Annotated in this window: 13 protein-coding genes; 7 read left to right on the plus strand and 6 right to left on the minus strand. The window is 61.2% G+C overall.

All coding sequences use genetic code 11. The features are described from left to right. Nucleotides 1–103: 103 nt before the first annotated feature. The 4 genes from BM400_RS16330 to BM400_RS16345 all read left to right on the plus strand — a co-directional run bounded on the left by BM400_RS16330 (nucleotide 104) and on the right by BM400_RS16345 (nucleotide 3,149). Nucleotides 104–667 carry a DinB family protein gene (locus tag BM400_RS16330; protein WP_089840717.1) on the plus strand — a complete coding sequence of 188 codons (564 nt, stop codon included), beginning with the start codon at nucleotides 104–106 and terminating at the stop codon, nucleotides 665–667. An 8-nt stretch (nucleotides 668–675) separates the two neighbouring features. Beyond that, nucleotides 676–1,506, plus strand: coding sequence for a TatD family hydrolase (locus BM400_RS16335; RefSeq protein ID WP_089840719.1), 831 nt, complete (start codon nucleotides 676–678; stop codon nucleotides 1,504–1,506). A gap of 26 nt (nucleotides 1,507–1,532) precedes the next feature. Continuing rightward, nucleotides 1,533–2,036, plus strand: coding sequence for a YajQ family cyclic di-GMP-binding protein (locus tag BM400_RS16340; RefSeq protein WP_089840721.1), 504 nt, complete (start codon nucleotides 1,533–1,535; stop codon nucleotides 2,034–2,036). Between the two features lie 123 nt (nucleotides 2,037–2,159). After that, entirely contained in the window at nucleotides 2,160–3,149 is a 990-nt protein-coding gene (locus tag BM400_RS16345) for a polyprenyl synthetase family protein (RefSeq protein WP_089840723.1), read from the plus strand. Nucleotides 3,150–3,238: 89 nt separating this feature from the next. On the opposite strand, the gene BM400_RS16350 is transcribed toward BM400_RS16345, so the two are convergent. The 3 genes from BM400_RS16350 to BM400_RS22855 all read right to left on the minus strand — a co-directional run bounded on the left by BM400_RS16350 (nucleotide 3,239) and on the right by BM400_RS22855 (nucleotide 9,460). Then, nucleotides 3,239–3,820: a hypothetical protein gene (locus BM400_RS16350; RefSeq protein WP_089840726.1), complete on the minus strand. Its 582-nt coding sequence runs from the start codon at nucleotides 3,818–3,820 to the stop codon at nucleotides 3,239–3,241. 9 nt (nucleotides 3,821–3,829) lie between these two features. Next, nucleotides 3,830–6,916, minus strand: coding sequence for an Ig-like domain repeat protein (locus BM400_RS16355; RefSeq protein ID WP_089840728.1), 3,087 nt, complete (start codon nucleotides 6,914–6,916; stop codon nucleotides 3,830–3,832). 105 nt (nucleotides 6,917–7,021) lie between these two features. After that, the gene (locus BM400_RS22855; RefSeq protein ID WP_089840730.1) at nucleotides 7,022–9,460 is read right to left on the minus strand and encodes a DNRLRE domain-containing protein; all 2,439 of its coding nucleotides are present in this window, start codon (nucleotides 9,458–9,460) and stop codon (nucleotides 7,022–7,024) included. A gap of 368 nt (nucleotides 9,461–9,828) precedes the next feature. Between BM400_RS22855 and BM400_RS16365 the strand changes: the two genes are divergently transcribed. Next, a complete protein-coding gene (locus tag BM400_RS16365) occupies nucleotides 9,829–12,045 on the plus strand; it encodes a tetratricopeptide repeat protein (RefSeq protein WP_141223972.1) in 2,217 nt (738 codons plus the stop codon). Between the two features lie 6 nt (nucleotides 12,046–12,051). Here BM400_RS16365 and BM400_RS16370 read toward each other — a convergent pair whose 3' ends face one another. After that, complete coding sequence (locus tag BM400_RS16370) at nucleotides 12,052–13,110, minus strand: bifunctional glycosyltransferase family 2/GtrA family protein (RefSeq protein WP_089840737.1); 1,059 nt, start codon at nucleotides 13,108–13,110, stop codon at nucleotides 12,052–12,054. A gap of 236 nt (nucleotides 13,111–13,346) precedes the next feature. Here BM400_RS16370 and BM400_RS16375 point away from each other — a divergent pair, with 236 nt between their 5' ends. Further along, the gene (locus BM400_RS16375; RefSeq protein ID WP_089840739.1) at nucleotides 13,347–14,960 is read left to right on the plus strand and encodes a DHA2 family efflux MFS transporter permease subunit; all 1,614 of its coding nucleotides are present in this window, start codon (nucleotides 13,347–13,349) and stop codon (nucleotides 14,958–14,960) included. A gap of 147 nt (nucleotides 14,961–15,107) precedes the next feature. Further along, nucleotides 15,108–15,461, plus strand: coding sequence for a MarR family winged helix-turn-helix transcriptional regulator (locus tag BM400_RS16380; RefSeq protein WP_245781916.1), 354 nt, complete (start codon nucleotides 15,108–15,110; stop codon nucleotides 15,459–15,461). Here BM400_RS16380 and BM400_RS16385 read toward each other — a convergent pair. Both BM400_RS16385 and BM400_RS16390 read right to left on the minus strand, forming a co-directional pair. Next, on the minus strand, nucleotides 15,455–16,969 hold the full coding sequence (locus BM400_RS16385; protein WP_089840744.1) for a glycoside hydrolase family 43 protein: 1,515 nt from the start codon (nucleotides 16,967–16,969) through the stop codon (nucleotides 15,455–15,457). The two genes, BM400_RS16380 and BM400_RS16385, sit on opposite strands and share 7 nt — an antisense overlap. A gap of 86 nt (nucleotides 16,970–17,055) precedes the next feature. Next, nucleotides 17,056–20,424 carry a TonB-dependent receptor gene (locus BM400_RS16390; RefSeq protein WP_175529064.1) on the minus strand — a complete coding sequence of 1,123 codons (3,369 nt, stop codon included), beginning with the start codon at nucleotides 20,422–20,424 and terminating at the stop codon, nucleotides 17,056–17,058. Nucleotides 20,425–20,510 lie beyond the last annotated feature (86 nt).

Raw genomic sequence — 20,510 nt, forward strand, 5'->3', positions numbered from 1 at the left:
CCACGAGCCGAATCAAAATATATCAACCCCTTGTCCCATCCCGTCCCTCCGGGTACCCTGAGCTTGCACACCAGCTTAACTGCCCACAAAGGGGATTCCATCCATGAAGCGCATCTCGTCCCTCGCCGTCCTCGCCTCCCTTTCGATCTCCGGAGCCCTCTCGATCCCTGTCTGCGCCCAGATGGCCCACGGCCCCACCGCTCCCGCTCCCTACCTCGGTCCGGCCGGTGAGGTCCTGCGCAGCTACACCAATCTCAAAGGCAACATCGTGAAGGCGGCGGAAAAGATGCCGGCCGAAGACTACGGCTACAAGGCCGGCCTCGACATCCGCACCTACGCCCGCGTTGTCAACCACGTCACCGAAGCTCAGTCCCACACCTGCTCCGCCCTGCTCGGTACAAAGTTCGAGTCCGAGATGGTTCCTGCAGACACCGCCGACAAGGCCACCATCGTCGCCAGCCTGAAGGCCTCCTTCGACCTCTGCGACAAGGCCTACGCCACCCTCACCGACACCAACGTCACTGAGGCGATCCAGATCGGCCCCAACAAGCGTTCGCGCATCGGCGCAGCCTGGGGCAACGTCTCGCATGACAACGAGCAGTACGCCATCCTCTCCTTCTACCTGCGTCTCAAGGGCCTCATCGCCCCCACCCCAAGCGAGAAATAAGACAACGCATGCTCATCGACTCACACGCCCACCTGGACAGCTTCGAAGACCTAGAAGCTGTCCTCGCTCGTGCCCGTGACGAGAACATCTCCACCATTCTCGCCATCGGCATCGGCGAAGGCCCCGAAACCATGCATCAGGCCCTCGCCATCGCCAAGTCCCACACCGGTGTGCCCGCGATCTTCGCCTCGGTCGGCATCCATCCTCAGGAGGCTCACCAGGCCACTCCGGAGGCCCTCGCCGACCTCGCTCGCCTCGCTGCCGACCCCAAAGTCATCGCAATCGGCGAGATCGGCCTCGACTACTACCACTTCGACAACCCCGACATCCCCACCCAGCAGGCTGCCTTCATCTCCCAGTTGAAGATCGCCAACGACCTCCGCAAGCCGATCCTCATCCACTGCCGCACCTCTGAGCTCGCCCGCCCCGACGCCAAGGCGAAGTACGGCGACGCCGACGCATGGGAGGATCTTTTGTCCATACTTTCCACACATTGGCCCACGTCCAACCAGGGAATTATGCACTGTTTTTCTGGTTCTGTGGACCACGCCGCACGGTCCGTCGAGGCCGGTTTCTACCTGTCATTCGCCGGAAATCTCACCTATCCCAAGTCCGACGAAATCCGCCAGGCTGCCCAGAAAGCCCCGGAAAACCGCATTTTGGTAGAGACCGACTCCCCTTTCCTGGCCCCTATCCCCTACCGCGGACAGCGCAACGAGCCAGCCCTGGTCACCCACACCGCCAGCCTTTTAGCCAACCTTCGCGGCCTCACCACCGAAGCCCTCGCCGAACTGACAACAAACAACTTCCACCGCCTCTTCCCCACCACCATGCGGTAGAATCGCCTTCGAGGAAACATAAGGATATGGCAGCAGATAACAGCTTCGACGTCGTCAGCAAAGTAGAGCTCCAGGAAGTGAAAAACGCCATCGATCAGGCCAGCAAAGAGGTGAACGCCCGCTTCGACCTCAAGAGCTCGAAGTCGAAGATCGAGTTGGCAGATGGGGATGAGGCCATCCAACTCGCGTCGCAGGACGAGTACACCCTGTCAGCCGTCATCGAGATCCTCTCGCAAAAGCTGGTCAAGCGTGGCATCTCGTTGAAAAACCTCGAGTATGAAAAGATCGAACCGGCCTCTAACTCCTCTGTCCGCCAGAAAATCAAGCTGAAGCAGGGCATCGCCTCCGACAACGCGAAGAAAATCGTCGCGGTGGTCAAAGATTCGAAGCTGAAGGCGCAGGCCAGCATCCAGGGTGACACTGTACGCGTGGTCTCCAAGGATCGCGACGTCCTGCAGCAGATTATGGCCAAGCTCCGCGGCGGCGACTTCGGCGTCGAAATTCAGTTCACGAACTTCCGCTCGAACTAATCGCGGCGGTGAGCGCAGGGCTTCAATCCGCGCTCACCTTGTCGCTCCCATCAAACGGCCCTGGTCTTCGCATCAGGCCGATTACCGGATGCAGGTGAACGTCCTGTTAGTCTGTTACTCAGAGTGAGCACGCTCTCCATCGCGACCGCAGAGGAAGTCAAAGACCTCCTTGCCGACGACCTCGCCGCCATCGAGCGCGAGTTCTCGCAGCAGTCCGCATCTCCGATCGAAGTCGTCACGGATATCGCGACGTACCTCATGTCGGGCGGCGGCAAGCGCATTCGTCCCCTGCTCCTTTTGCTCTCCGCGAAGGCCCTCGGATGCGAGAATCACAGCCGCATTCGGCTCGGCGCCGTCGTTGAGATGCTGCACACCGCGACCCTGGTGCACGACGACATCATCGACGAAGCTGATATGCGCCGCGGCCGGCCATCAGCAAATACCACCTGGGGCAACTCCAAGTGCGTGCTGGCCGGCGACTGGCTCTACATGCAAGCCTTCGAAGCCGCACTTGAAGAGCGCAACTTCAAGGTACTCGACTACCTCATCTCGCTGACCAAGCAGATGGTCGAAGGCGAGTTGCTCCAGATGGAGAAACTCGGCCACCTCATCAACGAAGAAGAATACTTCGACCTGATCTACCGCAAGACGGCTTGCCTCTTCAAGGTTTCGATGCAGCTTGGTGCAGCCATCACGCACGCCGATGACGATATCGAGTCGCACCTCGGCGAGTACGGCCGTAACCTTGGACTCGCGTTCCAGATCGTCGACGATGTTCTCGACCTGACGGCAGCCGAAAACGTTCTCGGCAAGCCCGTCGCCTCGGACCTTCGCGAAGGCAAGGCGACACTCGCGGTGATCCACGCACTTGAGCGCGGCACAGGAGCCGATCGGGAAGCCATCCGCACGGTGCTTGCCGACCGTAGCTTTGATCGTGTGTCGCATGTGCAGATCCTCGAGATTCTGCATCGCCATGGGTCGATCGCATATGCGATGGACACGGCATGTGCCTACGCCGAGGCCGCACGGCTCTCGCTCAGCATGCTTCCTGACACCGACGCCAAGCGCGCGCTGCTCTGGGTGCCGGGCTTTGTCACCTCCCGCGACCGCTAACTTTCTTTCCGATTTTCTTCTTCAAACGTACGTTGGCTGCTTGAGGCGGTTGTCATTGTCTCAAGCAGCCAGCGTGCTTTTGTGTTTTTTTATTTGAAGTGTAGGGTGATTCCGGTGGATAGTTTGAGGTTGTTTTGCTGGTTTGTTGTGTTGTTTGGGAGGTGTGTGGAGAGGTAGTTTGCTTCGATCCAGCGGACGGAGAGCCTTTGGTTGTATTTCATCTCGAGCCCTCCTCCGACGGTGATGGCGAAGGACTTGGCGGTTGTGGAGGTTTGGCCTGGGAACAGTCCGTCGAAGCCGACCACACCGCCGATCAACGCCTGCACATAGGGTGTGTAACGACTCTTGTTACGGATTGCATAGCGTGGTCCAGCCAGGAACGTCGCCAGTCCAAGGCCAGCGTTGGTGCCGCTGACCTTGGACGTGTGGACGACCGAGACATCCACCACCGCCGCCGCGTTGGGAAGGAAGAAGAACGCCTCCTCCGTGCCTCCACCCTGAAGGGCGAAGCAGCCGCACGCTCCAGGGCGCGCGTTGGCGATGTCGGCCACGTAGTTCACCGACAGATCCAGACGGCTGCTCTTCTCCCCGACCGTTGGCTTACTCTGCGCCATGGCCGAAGCCGTCAGCGCAACTGCCAACAGAGCCCAGCCGAACCGTGTGCTTGCCATCCGTTCTCCTTACTGCACGGTCAGCGTGACGCTGGCCGTGTGCGAGATCGATCCGCTTGTCGCGGTGACCACGATGTTGTAGCTCTGCTGCTGCTGGTTGAAGAACCCGCCTGCACCGCAACCCGAGAGAGCACCCGCGGCCGCCAGACCGAAGACCATCCAGACCAACATCAGACCGCGCCTGCTGAAGCGCCTGGACAGACGCCGGAAGCGACGCGTACCGAAGGGCAGCAACAGCAGTCCCAGGGCAACCGCGGGCCATCCGTGGCGCCGGGGCATGGGCGCGGGAGCCAGCTTGCCGGCCAGGTTCGAGGTCTGCACCGTCAGGGTCATCGCCGTGCTTCCGGCGCCCGCCGCGATCGAGGCCGGCGACAGCGTGTAGGTCGCGCCCGGCGGCAGACCGGAGACCGTGAAGGTCACGGCCTGCGGGAAGGTCGCCAGCGTCGGCGCGACCGTGAAGGGGAAGGTTGCGCTCAGGCCGGGCGTGACCGTCTGCGTGCCGTTGCCGCCGGTGGCGAGGTTGAAGCTGAAGTCGGAGGACCCCACCGTCTCCGCGATCGCCGTCGACGCGCTGGTCGCGAAGTTCGTATCGCCCGCGTAGACCGCGGTGAGCGCGTTCACGCCGATCGGCAGGGTCGAGACCACAAGCGTTGCGACGCCGCCGGCGTTCACCGCCACCGTGCCGAGCACCGTGGTGCCGTTCAGGAACTGCACCGTTCCGGTCGGCGTCCCGCTCGTCAGGGACGTGACCGTCGCGGTCAGCGTGATGGGCGTGGAGAAGACGATGGAGGCGTTCGAGCTCGCGAGGACCGTCCTGCTTCCAGCCGCCGCGATGGTGACGGCTGGCGTACCCGAGAGCGAGACCGTGTAGTTGGCTGCGGCGGAGCCCGTCAGCGTCACCGTGATCGGATAGACGCCGGAGCGCGCGCCCTGCGTGGCGGTCGTCGCGAAGACCGCCGTGACGTTCGCCGCATCCGCCTGGGCGACGCCGGTGAGCGTGCCGGTCAACGCCGGGATCGGCTGGCCGTAGAGCACCGAGACCGGGTTCGCCGTGGCGACCAGGGCAAACGGCGTCACCGTCTCCGTGACGGAGGCGGAGGTGCTGGTGGTCAGGTTGGTATCGCCCGAGTAGACCGCCGTGACCGAGTTGACGCCCAGGGGAAGGGTCGAGACCGGCAGCGTTGCAACACCGCCGGCGTTCAGGGCCGATGTCCCGAGGACCGTGGCACCGTTCAGGAACTGGACCGTTCCGGTCGCCGTGCCGCTCGTCGAGGCCGTGACGGTCGCGGTCAGCGTCGTCGAGACCGAGTAGGCCGGGGAGGCGTTCGAGGTCGTCAGAACTGTCCTGCTGGAGGCCGGCGCGATGGTGACACCGTCGGGGCCGCTCTGGCCGCCCGTCACGAGAGAGACGCTATAGTTGGGCGCGGCGGAGCCCGTCAGCGACACCGTGATGGGATAGAGGCCGGTCTGCGAACCCTGCGTCGCGGTCGTCGCGAAGACCGCCGTGACGTTGGCTGTATCGGCGGGAAGGACGCCCGTCAGGGTGCCGGTCAGCGTGGGAATCGGCTGACCGTACAGGATCGAGACCGGGTTCGCCGTGGCGACAATGGCAAGCGGCGTCACCGTGACGAGGTACACGCCGCTGACGATCGCCGGGTTGTTCGTATCGCCCGCGTAGGACGCCGTAAGGGTGTGCTGGCCGGCGGTCAGGGTCGCCAGCGAGAACGTAGCGGTGTTGCTGCTGAACGTTGCGGTGCCGGCTGCGGTCGTGCCATCGAGAAGCGTTACCGTTCCGGTCGCCGTGGCGCTGCCGTAGTTGAATGTGGCGGTCAACGAGCCGCTGCCGTAGACCGTGCTGGTGACGCCGCTCAGCACCAGCGACTCGGTCGAGCTGGGAGCGATGCCGGCCAGCGTCGCGATGGCGCCGGACAGGGTGATGCCCCGCACGCGCTGGTTGTTCGTATCGGTCAGGGCGATGAGGCCGGAGTTGCTCACGGCGGTGGTACGCGGTGTATCGAGAGCCGCGTCGATCGCCAGACCCGTGTCCCCCGCAAAGGTCTGCTCACCGTCCCCCGCGATCGTCGCGATAGTACCGTTGGCGAGAAGCCGCACGCGGTTGTTGTCGGAGTCCGCGATCAGGATGCGACCGCTGGTGTCCACGGCCAGGCCGCGGGGCCGAGCGAGGCCGGCTCCCACACCGCTCGAACCGTCGCCCGAGAAGGCCTTCGTGCCCGTGCCCGCCAGCGTGCTGATGATCCCGGAGGCATCCACCTGGCGAACCCGCTGGTTATGCGTATCGCCGATGTAGAACTTGCCTGCGACCAGCGTATCGGCCGCAACGCCGTTGGGCGAATCGAGACCGGCCAGAAGAGCGGGGCCACCATCGCCGGAGTAGATCTGTTCGCCAGTACCCGCGACCGTCGTGATCGTACCCGCCACCACCTTGCGGATGCGCTGGTTGTTCGTGTCCGCGATGTACAGGTTGCCGGAAGCATCGACGCTGACGGCGGTGGGAAGGTTCAACTGCGCGCTCGTCGCGGCGGCTCCATCGCCGGAGAAGCCTGCCGTGCCCGTGCCCGCGATGGTGCTGATCACACCGTTCACCACCTCGCGAATCCGGTGGTTATGCGAGTCCGCGATATACAGGTTGCCGGAGCCGTCGATCGCGATACCGGCCGGGGAGTCAAGCTGCGCCGAGAGCGCAGCACCACCATCGCCACCAAAACCCTGCTCGCCGGTGCCAACCACCGTCGTGATTATCCCGTTCAGGTCAACCTTCCGGATCACCTGATCGTTCATCGCTGCGATATAAAGGTTCCCCACTGCATCGTACGCAAGACCAGCAGGAACAGAAACAGGAACAGTCGTCGCCTCAACACCGCTCGCAACTTGCTGATTCGACAAAGCGCGTAACTGAGCGGACGTTTGGGCGCTCAAGGGCCGCGCAAAGGGAACGGTCAGCGACGCTGCAACGAGAGCCATGCGGGTGAAGAGTGCAAACGTCTTCGGCCCTACCCTGCTCCCCATTTCAAAAGCCCGATCGAGCATCTTCCCCTCCGGGAGACCAGCCGCGACTTCCAGCCTTCTCTTGTTCATCGCCTGCGGTCCCCTTCGGTGCGGTTAAATCGTGATCACAATGAGACAACGTGCGGCCCGGGTGCTCCACATCGTAAGAACGGATGTGGAACACCGGGTTGATTGTTACTGGCAGGAGAAGGCCGATGTGAAGAAGCCATTCGCGGGCGCCAGAATGTAGAGATTCGTCCCAGCGGGCAGTTGAGGCGACGGGTTGATCGAGCAGGTACCTCCGGCGGTCGTTGTGCAGCTTCCCAGCGACGTGCCCGGATTCGACGAACTCACATAGGGCCCTTCGTACAAGGTGTACGTGTTAGCCCCAGGGGAGTAGATCGTGAGGTGTGCCGTGCAGGCAAGCGGGAGGTACGAATAGGCACCGGTAATGGCCGCTGTGGTCACGCATGCTGGCCCTCCCATCGGAGAACAGTTGAAGCCCGTGGCATTGACGGCGTGGGGATAGACCGAGTAAGGGACGCCCAAGCTGAAGCTGGTGGCGGGGGTTGACGCGGACGACGGTCCGGTGGCACCCGCTGGCCCTGTTGCACCCGCTGGGCCCGCTGGCCCGCTCGGACCAGCCACCGTGCTGGCGGCTCCGTTTGCACCGGTCGGGCCGGTGGCTCCCGAGGGGAGAAGTACAGCCCAGAAGGTGGTGTCTGTTGGCGGATCGGCACTGACGGTGCCACCCGTGAAGATGTCGATGTACAGAGCGTTGTTGTAGAGGACGACATCGTTCGCGCTGTAGGTAGAGCTATTGCTATAGGAACCGGTGTAGTGCACACCGGTAGCACCTGTAGCGCCCGTGGCACCGGTTGTTCCGGTGGCACCCGTAGCGCCCGTAGCACCGGTGAAACCGATCGCGCCAGTGACGCCCGTAGCCCCTGTAGCTCCGGTCGAGCCGGTGACACCGTTAGCACCGGTAGCCCCCGTGGCACCCATCAGTCCAATGCCAGTCGCTCCGGTCGCGCCGACGGAACCGGTTACACCGGTCGCACCAACCGAGCCAGCAGGAACAAACAGCTTCCAGTGAGTCGTGTCGACGTCGGGCGATGTACCTGGAAGCGACGTGACGGCAACGATATTGATGTACGCCGAGCCGTTGGTCGATGGATACGTCGCAATATCATTGACTGCAAAAGTCTGGGTATTGGACCAGGCTCCCTTGAAGTTGACACCCGCTCCCGTGGATCCGGTCGCGCCCGTTGCACCGGTAGAGCCAGTCACACCAATGCTACCCGTGACGCCGGTAGAACCTGTAACTCCGGTGGAGCCGGTCGCACCAGTAACGCCAGTCGCCCCAGTCGCACCCGTAGAACCGGTAACACCCGTTACTCCGGTCGCACCGGTTGCGCCGGTAACACCCGTCGCGCCGGTTGCCCCCGTGGATCCAGTCGCACCGGTAGAGCCCGTTGCTCCAGTAACGCCCGTCGAACCAGTCGCGCCAGTAGAACCGGTAGCACCCGTCACTCCGGTCGCACCGGTTGCGCCGGTAACGCCCGTTGCTCCGGTAGAACCTGTGACTCCAGTGGAGCCAGTTGCTCCGGTTACGCCATTCGCCCCCGTTGCGCCGGTTGAGCCCGTAACGCCTGTCGCGCCGATTGCTCCCGTGGAGCCAGTCACACCGGTAGAGCCGGTCGCGCCAGTAACGCCAGTCGACCCGGTAACACCCGTTGCTCCGGTCGCACCTGTTGCTCCAGTCACTCCCGTTGCTCCGGTGGAACCCGTCAGTCCAGTCGCACCGGTAACGCCCTGCGCCCCGGTCGCACCCGTGGCTCCGGTTAGACCAGTCGAACCGCTAGGTCCAGTGAGGCCCTGAGCGCCAGTGACACCGGTAACACCCTGTGCACCAACTGCTCCGGTCGCCCCCGTGAATCCCTGAATGCCCTGGATTCCCTGAGGTCCGGTCACACCCTGAATGCCTTGAATGCCCTGTGGACCGGTAGCTCCGGTTAGACCCTGGATACCCTGTGGGCCAGTCGCACCAGTGGCTCCTGTTGCTCCAGTCGGCCCCTGCGAGGTGATGGTGACATCCAGAAGCGGAACGTGCGCCGTCTCATCGTTCTCCTTGGAGTCGAAGAGAGCGTTCGCCGTCGGCGCTGAAAGAGCAACGCCGAAGTTTGACGCAGGAGACGAAACCCAGCCCTGCACCAAGGCCGTCACGTCGATGGTGACGTACTGATCGTTGCTTGTGACCGAAAAGCTTGAAGCCGTCGCGCCAAGGGTAGGGATGGAGGCATACGTCACGGCGAACTCGCTCCAGGCACTCGTGATCGGCGCGAGGTTGACGGTACCGGGCGTGTAGACGCGGTTCACATACAAGCGAAGCGAAGCCCGGGCGATCTGGGAGGAGAGGGTCGCAGCCGGAAGAGCGGACAGATCGAACTGCATGAGCGCTGTATTGCCGCTTCCCACTGCGAGGTTCGAGACTCCACCGTAGTTGGTGAGGGGGCGGCCGGAGTACACGTGGGCATCCCCAACAAGGGTTACATCGGTGGCCTGCGCTGCACGTACACCAAACATCGCCAGGAGGACCGCTACGCCAAACTTCATCACCCGCTGCTTCGTCATTTGCCGCTCCACATACCTTGCTTGCTCTGCCCAACTGGGCTTTTAGCTTTTTTGAAGACATAAAACCGCGCTAGCCTACGCAAGATCATTGCGGGCTTGGGCGTTGGGCCTAAATGTGGCAACCGAAGGGAGTTTGCCGCAGAGCGGTAAGAAAAAAGCGGGGATCGTTTTATGTACTTTGTTGACGCTGTGAAGCCTATCACGCTAGCTCGTGAATGGGAAGATATCTTCCTCCATCGTGTGAATTTTATGCACGGGGGTAATCCCCGTAGCAGAATGAGCCTAGCGAGAAGCAGGATAGAAGACGGATTTGCTACACTCGCGAGAGTTCCCCACTGGCAGGTATTGGTGCATTGAAGAAGAAGCCCATGGCGCTGCTCGCGCTTGTCCTTGTCGCTGTCTTTGCCGCGTATGCGAACCATTTTCACAACACATTCCACTTCGATGACTTCCATACCGTCGTCGACAATCCCTCGATCCGCTCCTTAGGAAATATCCCGCGTTTCTTTACCGACGCCACGACATTCAGCGTTCTGCCGGCCAACCGGACCTACAGGCCGATCGTCTCGACGATGCTGGCGCTGGACTATGCCCTGGGGCACGGATACGGTCCGCTTTGGTTCCATATTTCGACGTTTCTGCTGTTTTTGTTACAGGTCATCTGCCTGTTCTTTCTCTACCGGATGATTCTGGACCGGACCACGCCTGGGGGGCATAACGACTGGATCGCGATCGCCGGCGCGGCCTGGTACGGCCTGCATCCAGCGATGGCAGAGACCGTGAACTATGTCATCCAGCGCGGCGATCTGTATTGCACCCTGGGCTGCGTAGCGTCGCTCACGATTTACGCCCGCTGGCCCGCGCTGCGGAAGACTGGGATCTACCTCGCTCCGGTTGCGCCGGCGCTCCTCTCCAAGCCGCCTGCGGCCGTGTTTCCGGTGCTTTTATTTCTGTATGTGCTGCTCATGGAAGAAGAGCGTGCAACGTGGGCTGCCGCGCGGCGAGCGCTGATGGCGGCGCTGCCTGCTGTCGCGTTGACAGGAGCTCTGCTGGCGTTCGAATCGCACATGACCCCAAAGAGCTTTGCGCCGTCGATCCTTTCCCCCTGGGATTACAGGATGACCCAGCCATACGTATGGCTTCGCTACTGTGATGCCCTGTTCCTTCCTGTGCATCTGAACGTCGATACCGACCTGCAGGTTTTCACGGAGTTCGGGCTGCGCGCGCTCGTCGGCTTCGTGTTTCTGGCCGGGCTGGCGATGGGGATATGGGCGTCGCTGCAACGGAGAGCCCTGCGACCGGTGGCGTTCGGCCTGCTTTGGTTCGTGGTGACGCAGTTGCCCACCTCACTCTATCCGCTGTCGGAGGTGGAGAACGACCACCGGATGTTCTTTTCCTTCGTCGGGCTGGTTCTGGCTGCGATATGTCTGCTGGGCGAGGCTGTGCGGCGGTGGATACCCCGCGGTGAGAGACGCGCCTGGGCGGGTGCGGCGGTCGTGGTCATACTCGCAGCCTATGGGTGGGGAACGCACGTCCGGAATACCGTATGGAGGACCGAGGAGTCGCTGTGGCGGGATGACGTGGAGAAGTCGCCGAAGAACGGCCGCGGACTCATGATCTATGGACTTACCCAGATGAACATCGGCAAGTATCCGGAGGCCCTGGACCTGTTTCAAAGGGCTCTGTTGCTGACTCCGAACTATGCGACGCTCGAGGTGAACCTTGGTGTCGTTACGGCGGCGATGGGCAACGATGGTCAGGCAGATGGACACTTTCTGCGGGCGATTCAACTCGCTCCAGCTGACGATACTCCCCTCGCTTACTATGGTCGTTACCTCATCGCGAAGGGACGGCTTCCCGAGGCGATCGCAGTGCTGCGGAAGGCCGTCGCGGTCAACGGATCACGGATGATGCAGAGGACTCTGCTGGTTGAAGCGCTGGCAAAAGCGGGCGATCTAGCGGGTACGAAGGCCGAGGAGCAGGAGGTACTGCGGCTCGATCCCGGGAACGTCGAGGTAAAGCTAGCCCTTGCCGGTCCTGCACTCCAGGGCGCACCCATGTGGCTTCAGATGTCGCTCACCCAGTACCAGAACCACGCCTACCAGCAGTCGATCGCATCCGCAAAGAAGGCTCTGGACATCGATCCGAAGCTGGCGGAGGCCTACAACAACATCGGCGCGGACTATGCGGAGATGGGTGACCTGAAGAACGCCATCGCCAATGAGAAGATGGCACTCGAGATCAATCCGGACTTGCAGATTGCAAAGAACAACCTCAACGCCTATACGGCGAAAGCCACGCAGCCTGCGGGAACGAAGACACCAGAGGACTTTCTGAACGATTCACTGCGACTGAATCAGGCAGGCAGGTTCGACGAGAGCATCGCAGCAGCGCGTGCGGCACTGGCGCTTAGGCCGAACTTTCCGGAGGCCTGGAACAACATCGCCGCGGCGTATGAATCGGAGCAGAAGTGGGACCAGGCGATCAATGCGGCGAAACGCGCGATTGCCCTCAAGCCTGACTTTCAACTCGCGAAGAACAACCTGGCGTGGTCGCTCTCGCAGAAGCAGAAGGCGGGGCGCTGAGATCGGTTACGCCTCGCGGCGATTGCGAAAGACGAACGTCCGCTGCATCGAGAAGCTGACCAACGAAAGCAGCACATCGACCGTGAATTTGGCCACGAAGACGTTCCAATTAAGATAGGTGTGGAGTGCGAAGATCGAGCCATAGGAAAGACCTCCGATGCCCACCACCAGAAGGTAATAGCGCCAGAGGGCTCCTTTGACGGAGCCGTGGCTCTGGAAGACGAACTTCTTGTTGAGAGCGAAGTTCACCAGCGAGCTGAGGCGACCGAAGACGACGCTGGTCAGCACATGATGCGTGATGGCATAGGCCAGCGTGAAGCCCGCAAAGTCGATGCCCGCCGCCAGGATCGACGAGAGGTAGAAGCGGGCGAGCACGAAGTAGATCCGCATCGAATCGCGTATGGGATCGAAGTGCGAGCTTTTGTTGCCGTCCAGATAGACGGTCTCGATGGGGACCTCGACGAGGCGATTGCCCTGCCTGCAGAGATGGGCGAGGACCGTCATCTCATACTCGTAGCGTTCCCCCTCCAATAGCATCAGATCGGCCAGCACCGCTCGCGGAAAGGCGCGTAGCCCAGTCTGCGTATCGGCCAGCTTCGTTCCTGTCACGAGCGCGAAGACCTGCCGTGTCAGCAGGTTCCCGAAGCGGCTGCGCAGAGGCACATCCGCGGCGAAGACACGCACGCCTAGGATTACCTGCCCGTTGGCAGCCAGCGCCGCTTGTGCGACGCGAACGATGTCGGCGACCAGGTGTTGTCCGTCCGCATCGGCCGTCAGAAGATGTGTCAACTCCGGGAGCTGAGACAGAAAGTTGTTGATGCCGGTTTTGAGCGCCCGACCTTTGCCGAGATTGACGGCATGCTGGAGAAAATGGACACGAGGCAGGCATGCGACGGACTCGAAGAGCGGACGACATCCTGCAGAACTCCCATCATCCAACACGATCACCGCACCGAAACCGGCGTCGATAAGCCCCGACACGATACTCGTCAGGGATGGCTCCGGTTCGCGCGCCGGGATGAGCACAGCGCAGCTTTCGAGGCCGGATTGGGGATCGACTGTCATGATCTGGCTATTCTATGGCCAGAGTGAGAACGGGAGGAAGATCGACCTCGTTTTGCCTGCGTAAAACACCTTCGGACGCATCGCCGTCCCACGGCAACTCGTCCAGGGTCTGCTCGCCCAGACTCCAGTCCTGGCGATTTCGCGCGGCCAAATCTCTGCATCTTCTTTGGCGCTGCCCCATCTAGTGCATATACACCTTTCAGGTGCCCCATTGGCACAGAGGAGCACGATAACCCATGGCAACCGCGGTCAGCATACCCGAGATTCAGGTTCGATCCCGTCCGGCGATCAACCCCTGGGTCGTAGCCCTCACCGTCACGCTGGCCACCTTCATGGAGTTGCTCGACACCTCCATCGCCAACGTGTCCCTGCCCTACATCGCAGGTGGCCTGGGACGCTCTTACGACGAAGTGACGTGGATCCTGACCACCTATCTGGTCGCCAACGCCGTGGTGCTTCCCCTCTCGGCGTGGCTGTCACGAGTCTTCGGACGTAAGAATTACTACATGGCCTGCGTGGCCCTGTTCACCATCACGTCTTTCCTCTGCGGCGTTGCACCCACGCTGAACATCATGCTTCTGGCCCGCGTGCTGCAAGGCATCGGTGGCGGTGGCCTCGCGCCCGTCGAACAAGCGATTCTGGTCGATACCTTCGAGCCGGCCAAGCGGGCCTCGGCATTTGCTCTCTACACCGTCGCCATCGTGACCGCACCGGCGATCGGCCCCGTGCTGGGTGGATGGATCACGGATAACTACAACTGGCGCTGGGTCTTCCTCATCAACATTCCCATCGGACTCATCTCGCTCTACTTCACCAACCGCTTCGTCCATGATCCCCCGGCCTTCCAGGAGGAGCGAAAGAAGGTGCGGGTCAACGGCAAGCTCAACATCGACAGTGTCGGCATTGCGTTGATCGCGGTTGGGTCAGCGGCGCTCGAGATCATGCTCGACCGTGGTGAGATCGACGACTGGTTCGGCTCGCCGTTCATCTGTTGGATGTTTGTCATCGGCCTAACTGGGCTTGTGGGCGCGGTCTTCTGGGAGTTGCGGCAGGACGATCCCGTCATCGACTTCCGCATGCTGAAGACGCGCAACTTCGCCATATCCAGCGTCTTCTACTTCATGTTCGGCCTCGGTCTCTTCGCAACAACGACGATGATTCCCCAGTTGCTGCAATCGCTCTACGGATACCGCGCCATCGACGCAGGACTCGTCCTGGGACCTGGTGCTCTGGTTATTACCTTTCTCGCTCCGGTCGGGGCACAACTGGTCCAGAGAAACATCGTCCATCCGCGTATCCTGCTCTTCGGCGCGACCGTGGTCATTGGGCTCTCCATGCTGCATTACAGCCACTTCAACTTGGCCACCGATTACAAGCACTATGCCCTGGCGAGAGCCCTCCAAGGTCTTGGCTATGCGTTCTTCTTCGTGCCACTCTCGGTCATGACCTACTCGCAGCTACGGCCCGACCAGAACAACAAAGCCTCGTCGCTGACGAACTTTTTCCGCAACTGGGGAGGCAGCTTCGGGATCGCACTGGTGGTCTCCGTCAGCGAGCGCCGGCAGAACTTCCACCAAGCCAGCGTTGGGGCAAACCTAACGGCATCCAGCCCGGGACTGCGTGCAGCGATCCAGCAGACCGCGAACTATCTCCAGGTCCATGGGTTCTCGCAGGCTGGTGCCATGAAGGCCGCGACCGCACGCTTCTACACGCAACTCTATAACCAGACGCGGCTGCTTGCCTTCATGGACTGTTTCCACATCCTGGCGATTATCACGCTGTGTGCTGCGCCTTTGATTTTTCTGACGAAGAACTTCAAGGCCGGAGACAAGGCACCACCGTCTCACTAGCCGAAGGGCTGCGGTGTATCTACACTGATAGACGCAGGCGGATTGGAGGTTGCGATGAACACGACGGACGAGTGCGGCTGCACCTGTGGGCGGCTGAGAAAGACAGCACGCATCGCATCGCGTTTATACGATAGACATCTTGCCCCCATGGGATTGAACGTCGGTCAGTACAGCATCTTGTCCCACGTTGCGAGGATGGACTCCCCCTCCATCTCCGAGCTTGCCGACGCGTTGGAGATGGAGCGCACCACGCTCACCCGCAACCTGTCACCGCTGGAGCGCTGCGGCTATGTGACGGTAGGGGCGGGAGTCGACCGCCGTTCGAAGTCCGTGACTCTCGCCAAGGCCGGCAAGACCATTCTTGCCGAGGCGAAACCGCTGTGGCAGAAGGCACAGCGGGAGATCGACGCGGCACTCGGCGAAGCAACGAAGAGACGGCTTCACGAAGAACTCGACCGCAGCATCGGACGCATGCGCGCGGCGTTCTCCGAGGCTTATTGAGCCGTGTAGTGCGCCCAGTCGATATCGACGAAATGATTCGGGTGTGGCTGGGAGTCGGTGGTGTAGGAGAAGATCGCAGGACGTGCTCCCTTCCACCAACTGAACGCCATGCGAACCGGCGTTCCCAGCGGAAGAAACGTCTTGCCCTCGTTCACGCTGTAGAAGTAGCTCACGGTATCTCCGTTGAAGCGAAGGCTCAGTTCGATCGTTCCCGTGGAGATTGGCGGTCCGGGGGTCTCGTGGCCCATCGAGGTAAAGATGAGTTGCTTCCCTTCTGCCTTCTGCACCACGGCCAATGAGCTAAGGCTTCTGTCGAAGAGGCTAATGCCAGCATGATCGCCATCCTTCATATGCCTTGCATCCATGCGCACCGTAAAGTCGAGCGCTTCATCCTGCATCACTTCCGTCAGCGTGTTGCGCGCGTGCATGAGGTCGAAGGCATATCCAGGATGCATCCGCAGGTATCCTTTATGCTCCTTGAGTGACCACAGCGTGTCCTCGGGATTGTGGTTCCACTCCCACATCGGTGAGAGCGTCGGGGCGTTGAAATCATCGGAAGTCTGCGGTTTCATCTTCGCGGCACCGGAGATCGCGACCGGCAACGGCCCCTCGCTCACCGGTTCGCCAACGTTGCCTATGATCGGCCAATCGTCCTTCCAAACCACGGGCTCCAGATGCACGATGCGTCCCTGCGCTCCCCTCTGCTGAAAGTGCAGGAACCAGCCGCGTCCATCGGGAGTTTCCACGTACCCACCCTGGTGTGGACCATTGATCTTCGTGTCTCCCTGCGAGAGCACGATGCGATGCTCGTACGGGCCTTCGATGTTGCGAGCGCGCAGAACGGCCTGAGAGCCTTCGCCCACGCCGCCCATGGGAGCGAAGATGTAATACCACCCGTTCCGCTTGTAGAACTTGGGGCCTTCAAGAGTCGGGAGCGCTTTGGGGTCTTGTACGATCACTCTGCCCGCATCGAGAACGGACTTGCCGTCCTCTGCCATCCGATGCAGGATTAGCGGACCAGCGCCCAGACGGGAGTGTACGAGCCAGGCCTTGCCATCGTCATCCCAGAATGGACACGGATCCTCGAACCCAGGTCCGGCGATCACCGCCACGGGCTCGGTCCATGGTCCTGTCATTTTCGGCGCGGTACTGACGAAGATGCCTTCCGCAGGCGTTGGGAAGTAGACGTAAAAAAGCCCTTGGTGAAATCGCACGGAGGGTGCCCAGATACCTCCCGCATAGCGGTTGCCACCCACCATGTCATAGGCGGGACTGAAGTTCAGGCGCTGGACGACGTGCCCGGAGAGCTCCCAATGCACAAGATCCTTCGAATGCAGGATCGGAATACCAGGAACGAAGTGAAAGCTTGAGGCGATCAGGTAGTAATCGTTGCCATCGCGGATGACATCGGGATCGGAGTAATCGGCCAGGAGTACGGGATTCTTATACGTCTGCGCGGAAAGTGAGGTACAACAGCAAAACAGGATCAGGGACTTCAGGATCTTCACGCGGCGCCCTCGAGTCTTCGGCAATCGTGCAAGTTCTTGCCTTTGAAAAAGAGGGTGAAGGCAATGCGCCCCCACCCTTCACAGAACTAGAAGAGAAGCTTCATCGACATCTGCGCGATACGTGGATCACCGTTGGTCGAGGTCACTCGACCGAAGGCGCCGTTGGCCTGCGACTGGTTGGGATCCCCGAAGTTCGTGTGGTTCAACACGTTGAAGTACTCCGCACGGAACTGGAACTGCGTCGCCTCACGGATGGGAAAGAGACGCATGATGCTCACGTCCCAGTTGGCATAGCGCGGCCCCACGAAGCTTCCCTTCGTCACGTTGCCATACGAAAGAGGCAAGTTCGCAGTGTACTTGGGGTTAGAGGAGAAGTTGGCTGGATTCAGGTAGTTCTTGCATGGCGTCGAGATGCCTGCGCAGGCATTGCCACCGTACGCAGTTTGCCCGTTCCATACGGCGCGCTCGCGGTTCAGACTGGTTCCGCTGTTGCCGGTCGTTCCGGTGACCGTGAGAGGATCACCCGAGCGCATCGCGAAGATGCCATTGGTCTGCCAGCCATTGACGACGTAACGCGTCCAGGCGTTGCCGCCCTTCCACTTTGGAAGCTGCCAGACATAAGAGACGGTGAGCACGTTGCGATGGTCATAGTCCGAAGGACCGCGGTCCAGACGCTTGTAGTTCGGCTCGTAGATTGGCAACACATACCCGTTACCGGGAACGACAGCCGTCGCCGAAGCACCGAACGGGAAGTTGTCGATCGCCTTCGACCAGGTGTAGTTCACAAAAGCAGTGAGTCCCTGGCTGACGCGCTTCTGCAACGAAGCCTGGAGTGAGTGGTAGATTGCGTTGCCACCGGTGTCGGTCGTGGCGATCTGGTTGGGGTAGTTCTGGGTTGGGATCGTGGAGAAGTAGACGCGCTGTCCGGCCGCCGCACCCTGGTTGTAGGTGGGGTTGATGTCAGTCGGCACATACTGGTGCAGGCTGCGCGACCCCACATAGGCGAAGTGTCCGGAGATCGTGTTCGTGAACTGCTGTTCCACCGTCAGGTTCGTGGAATAGCTGACCGGCAGGCGGAAGGTCGATGGGCTGAAAGTGCTGTAGCTCTGCGCCTGGTAGTTGCCCAGCGTGAAGTAGTTGGCCGGAGGGGGCTGTGGTGCAGGAAACGGATTGCCGCCCGAGATGCTGTTATACGGATTGACGAAGTCAGCCGGAGCGCCCGACGGGAACGTAACGTTGACCGCCGCGACGAACGGAACCGAATTGGCAAAGATGTTATCGAAGACGCCGGGAAGGCGGGTGTCGTAGAACTGACCGAAGCCGCCGCGAACAGAGGTCCGGCCATCACCGAACACATCATACGCAAAGCCGAAACGAGGCATGAAGTGCGTCAGGATAGCCGGCACCATGTTGTTGATGAATCCTGGGTCGCCCGGGAAGACGAGTCCGGCGAGCGCGGTGGGATGCGTGATGGAGATGGTGCCGGCGGCACGGCGGGCGGGGTCGAACATGCCCTGGCGTCCCTTTACCTCATGCTGCGGCGAGAAGGGCTCGTACCGGATGCCGTAGTTGAGCGTGAGGTGGCGGTTCACCTTCCAGCTATCCTGCGCGTAGTAGCCGGTGACGTGATAACGGTTATTGAAGTATTGTCCGGAGGCCTGCTGGAATCCGGTGAGGCCACCGAGGAGAAAGTCGGCTAAGGGGTTTGAAACCAGGAGGTTGCTGCCAAACTGGAATTGCCCGGGCTGCTGGAACTGATTGTCGACGTCCACCTTGGCGAGTTCGCCGTGAAAGCCGAAGCTGAGGCTGTGATTGCCCTTCACCCAGTGCAGGTCATCCGCCAGAGTGTAGTTGTTGCGACGAAAGCTGGCGGCGGGGTTGTCGCCGATAGTGAAGTAGCTGGCGACCGCGATCTGGTTGATCTGTTTGAAGGCAGGCTGCCAGATGTTGACACCGAAGTCAGCAACCGAGGGCGCGCCGGCAACGGGTCCACGGGAGGCGTTCTCGATCTGATAGCTGAGCGAGAAGTTGTTCAGCAGGCTGGAGCTGAAGGTGTGGGTCTCGGAGACGAGCGCGTTGTGGTAGCGGATGGATGCCTGATCCGAATAGCTGAGCAGATTCGCAAGATTCAGCACACCGGCGTTGTCGAAGCTGTCGTAGAAGTACCGCAGCGTAAGGCGGTCCCGCGAGGTGACGGCGTGGTCCACGCGGCCCGTGTACTCGATGAAATTCTGCTTGCTGGGGCGGAAGAACTGGTACGTCCCGTCGGCACCAGAGATGGTGGGCAGATATTTGAGGAGCGCGAGCGACGGCTTGGAGTAGTCGGCCGGGTTGATCTGGCAGGTATAGGTCGTCCCGGTGGGAGTGCAGGGATAAGCGGTCTTCGTCAACGGGTTGATGATGGGGCTTGAAAGGCCGGTAAAGGTTCCAGCCAACTGCGCAGGTGTCGGCAGGAAAGCAGTTCCGCCCACGCCGTTGGTCCGCAGACGGGTAGCCTGTACCCCGAAGGAAAAGAAGGACTTATCCTTGCCCTCGTAGAGGTGCGGAATGGAGATTGGACCGTTGAGGGTTCCACCGAACTGATTGCGCTTCAGGGGGTCGACTGTCTTGACGCCGTTGTTGTAGGCGAAGTAGTTCGCCGCGTTGAATACGCGGTTGCGGACGAACTCAAATGCATCTCCATGGAACCGATTACCGCCGCCACGGGTGATGATGTTGACCACGCCGCCAGCATTCTGGCCATACTCGGCGCTGTAGTTGGAGGTCTGCACCGAAAACTCCTGGAGGACGTCGGGGAATGGGAAGGGCGCGTTGACGTTCGTGTACTCGTCAACGTTGTTGCCTCCATCGAGCATGTAATTCACCTGGTTGGCGCGTGTGCCATTGATGGTCACGGCGGCGACGGTGGGGAATGTCTTGGTCTGGCCTTGATCGATGTTGGCGCTGGGGGCAACCACGACGCCCGGGACCAGAACGGTGAGCGCGGCGGCGTTGCGTCCATTGAGCGGGAGATCGTTCACGCGGCGCTCATCGATGACCTGCGAGAGCGTTCCGGTGGTGACGTCGATCTGCGGCGCGGCGGAGGTCACGGTAACCACCTCAGTAGAGGCACCCAGCTTGAGGACGATATTGAGCGTCAGGGCTTGATCGGCCTGGAGAACGGTATCGGGCGCCCTGAATTGGGAGAAGCCGGCAGCCTTGGCCGACACGTTGTACTGGGCCGGTGGAAGCGACGGGAAGACATAGGAACCTCCGGCGTCGCTGGTCACCTCGGTCACTTCACCGGTGCCGCTCCGTGTAGCCGTGACCGTCGCCTTGCCGACAGAGGCACCCGACGGATCGGTCACGACGCCACTGATGCGTCCAAGCCCCTGGGCAAAGGCACCCTGCGATGCAAAGAGAGTGAGGGTACAAAAGACGATGAAAGCCAGAATTCTGGTGCGGCGATGGGTCATTGCGGTCTCCCCTGAAGGTCTTCCCTGGCCACCCCTCATATCTTTCGCAACGAACGGAAGGGGATGAGCTCAAGCGTGAGGTTTGT

It is taken from the genome of Granulicella pectinivorans (assembly GCF_900114625.1).
In the GTDB taxonomy this organism is placed as follows: domain Bacteria; phylum Acidobacteriota; class Terriglobia; order Terriglobales; family Acidobacteriaceae; genus Edaphobacter; species Edaphobacter pectinivorans.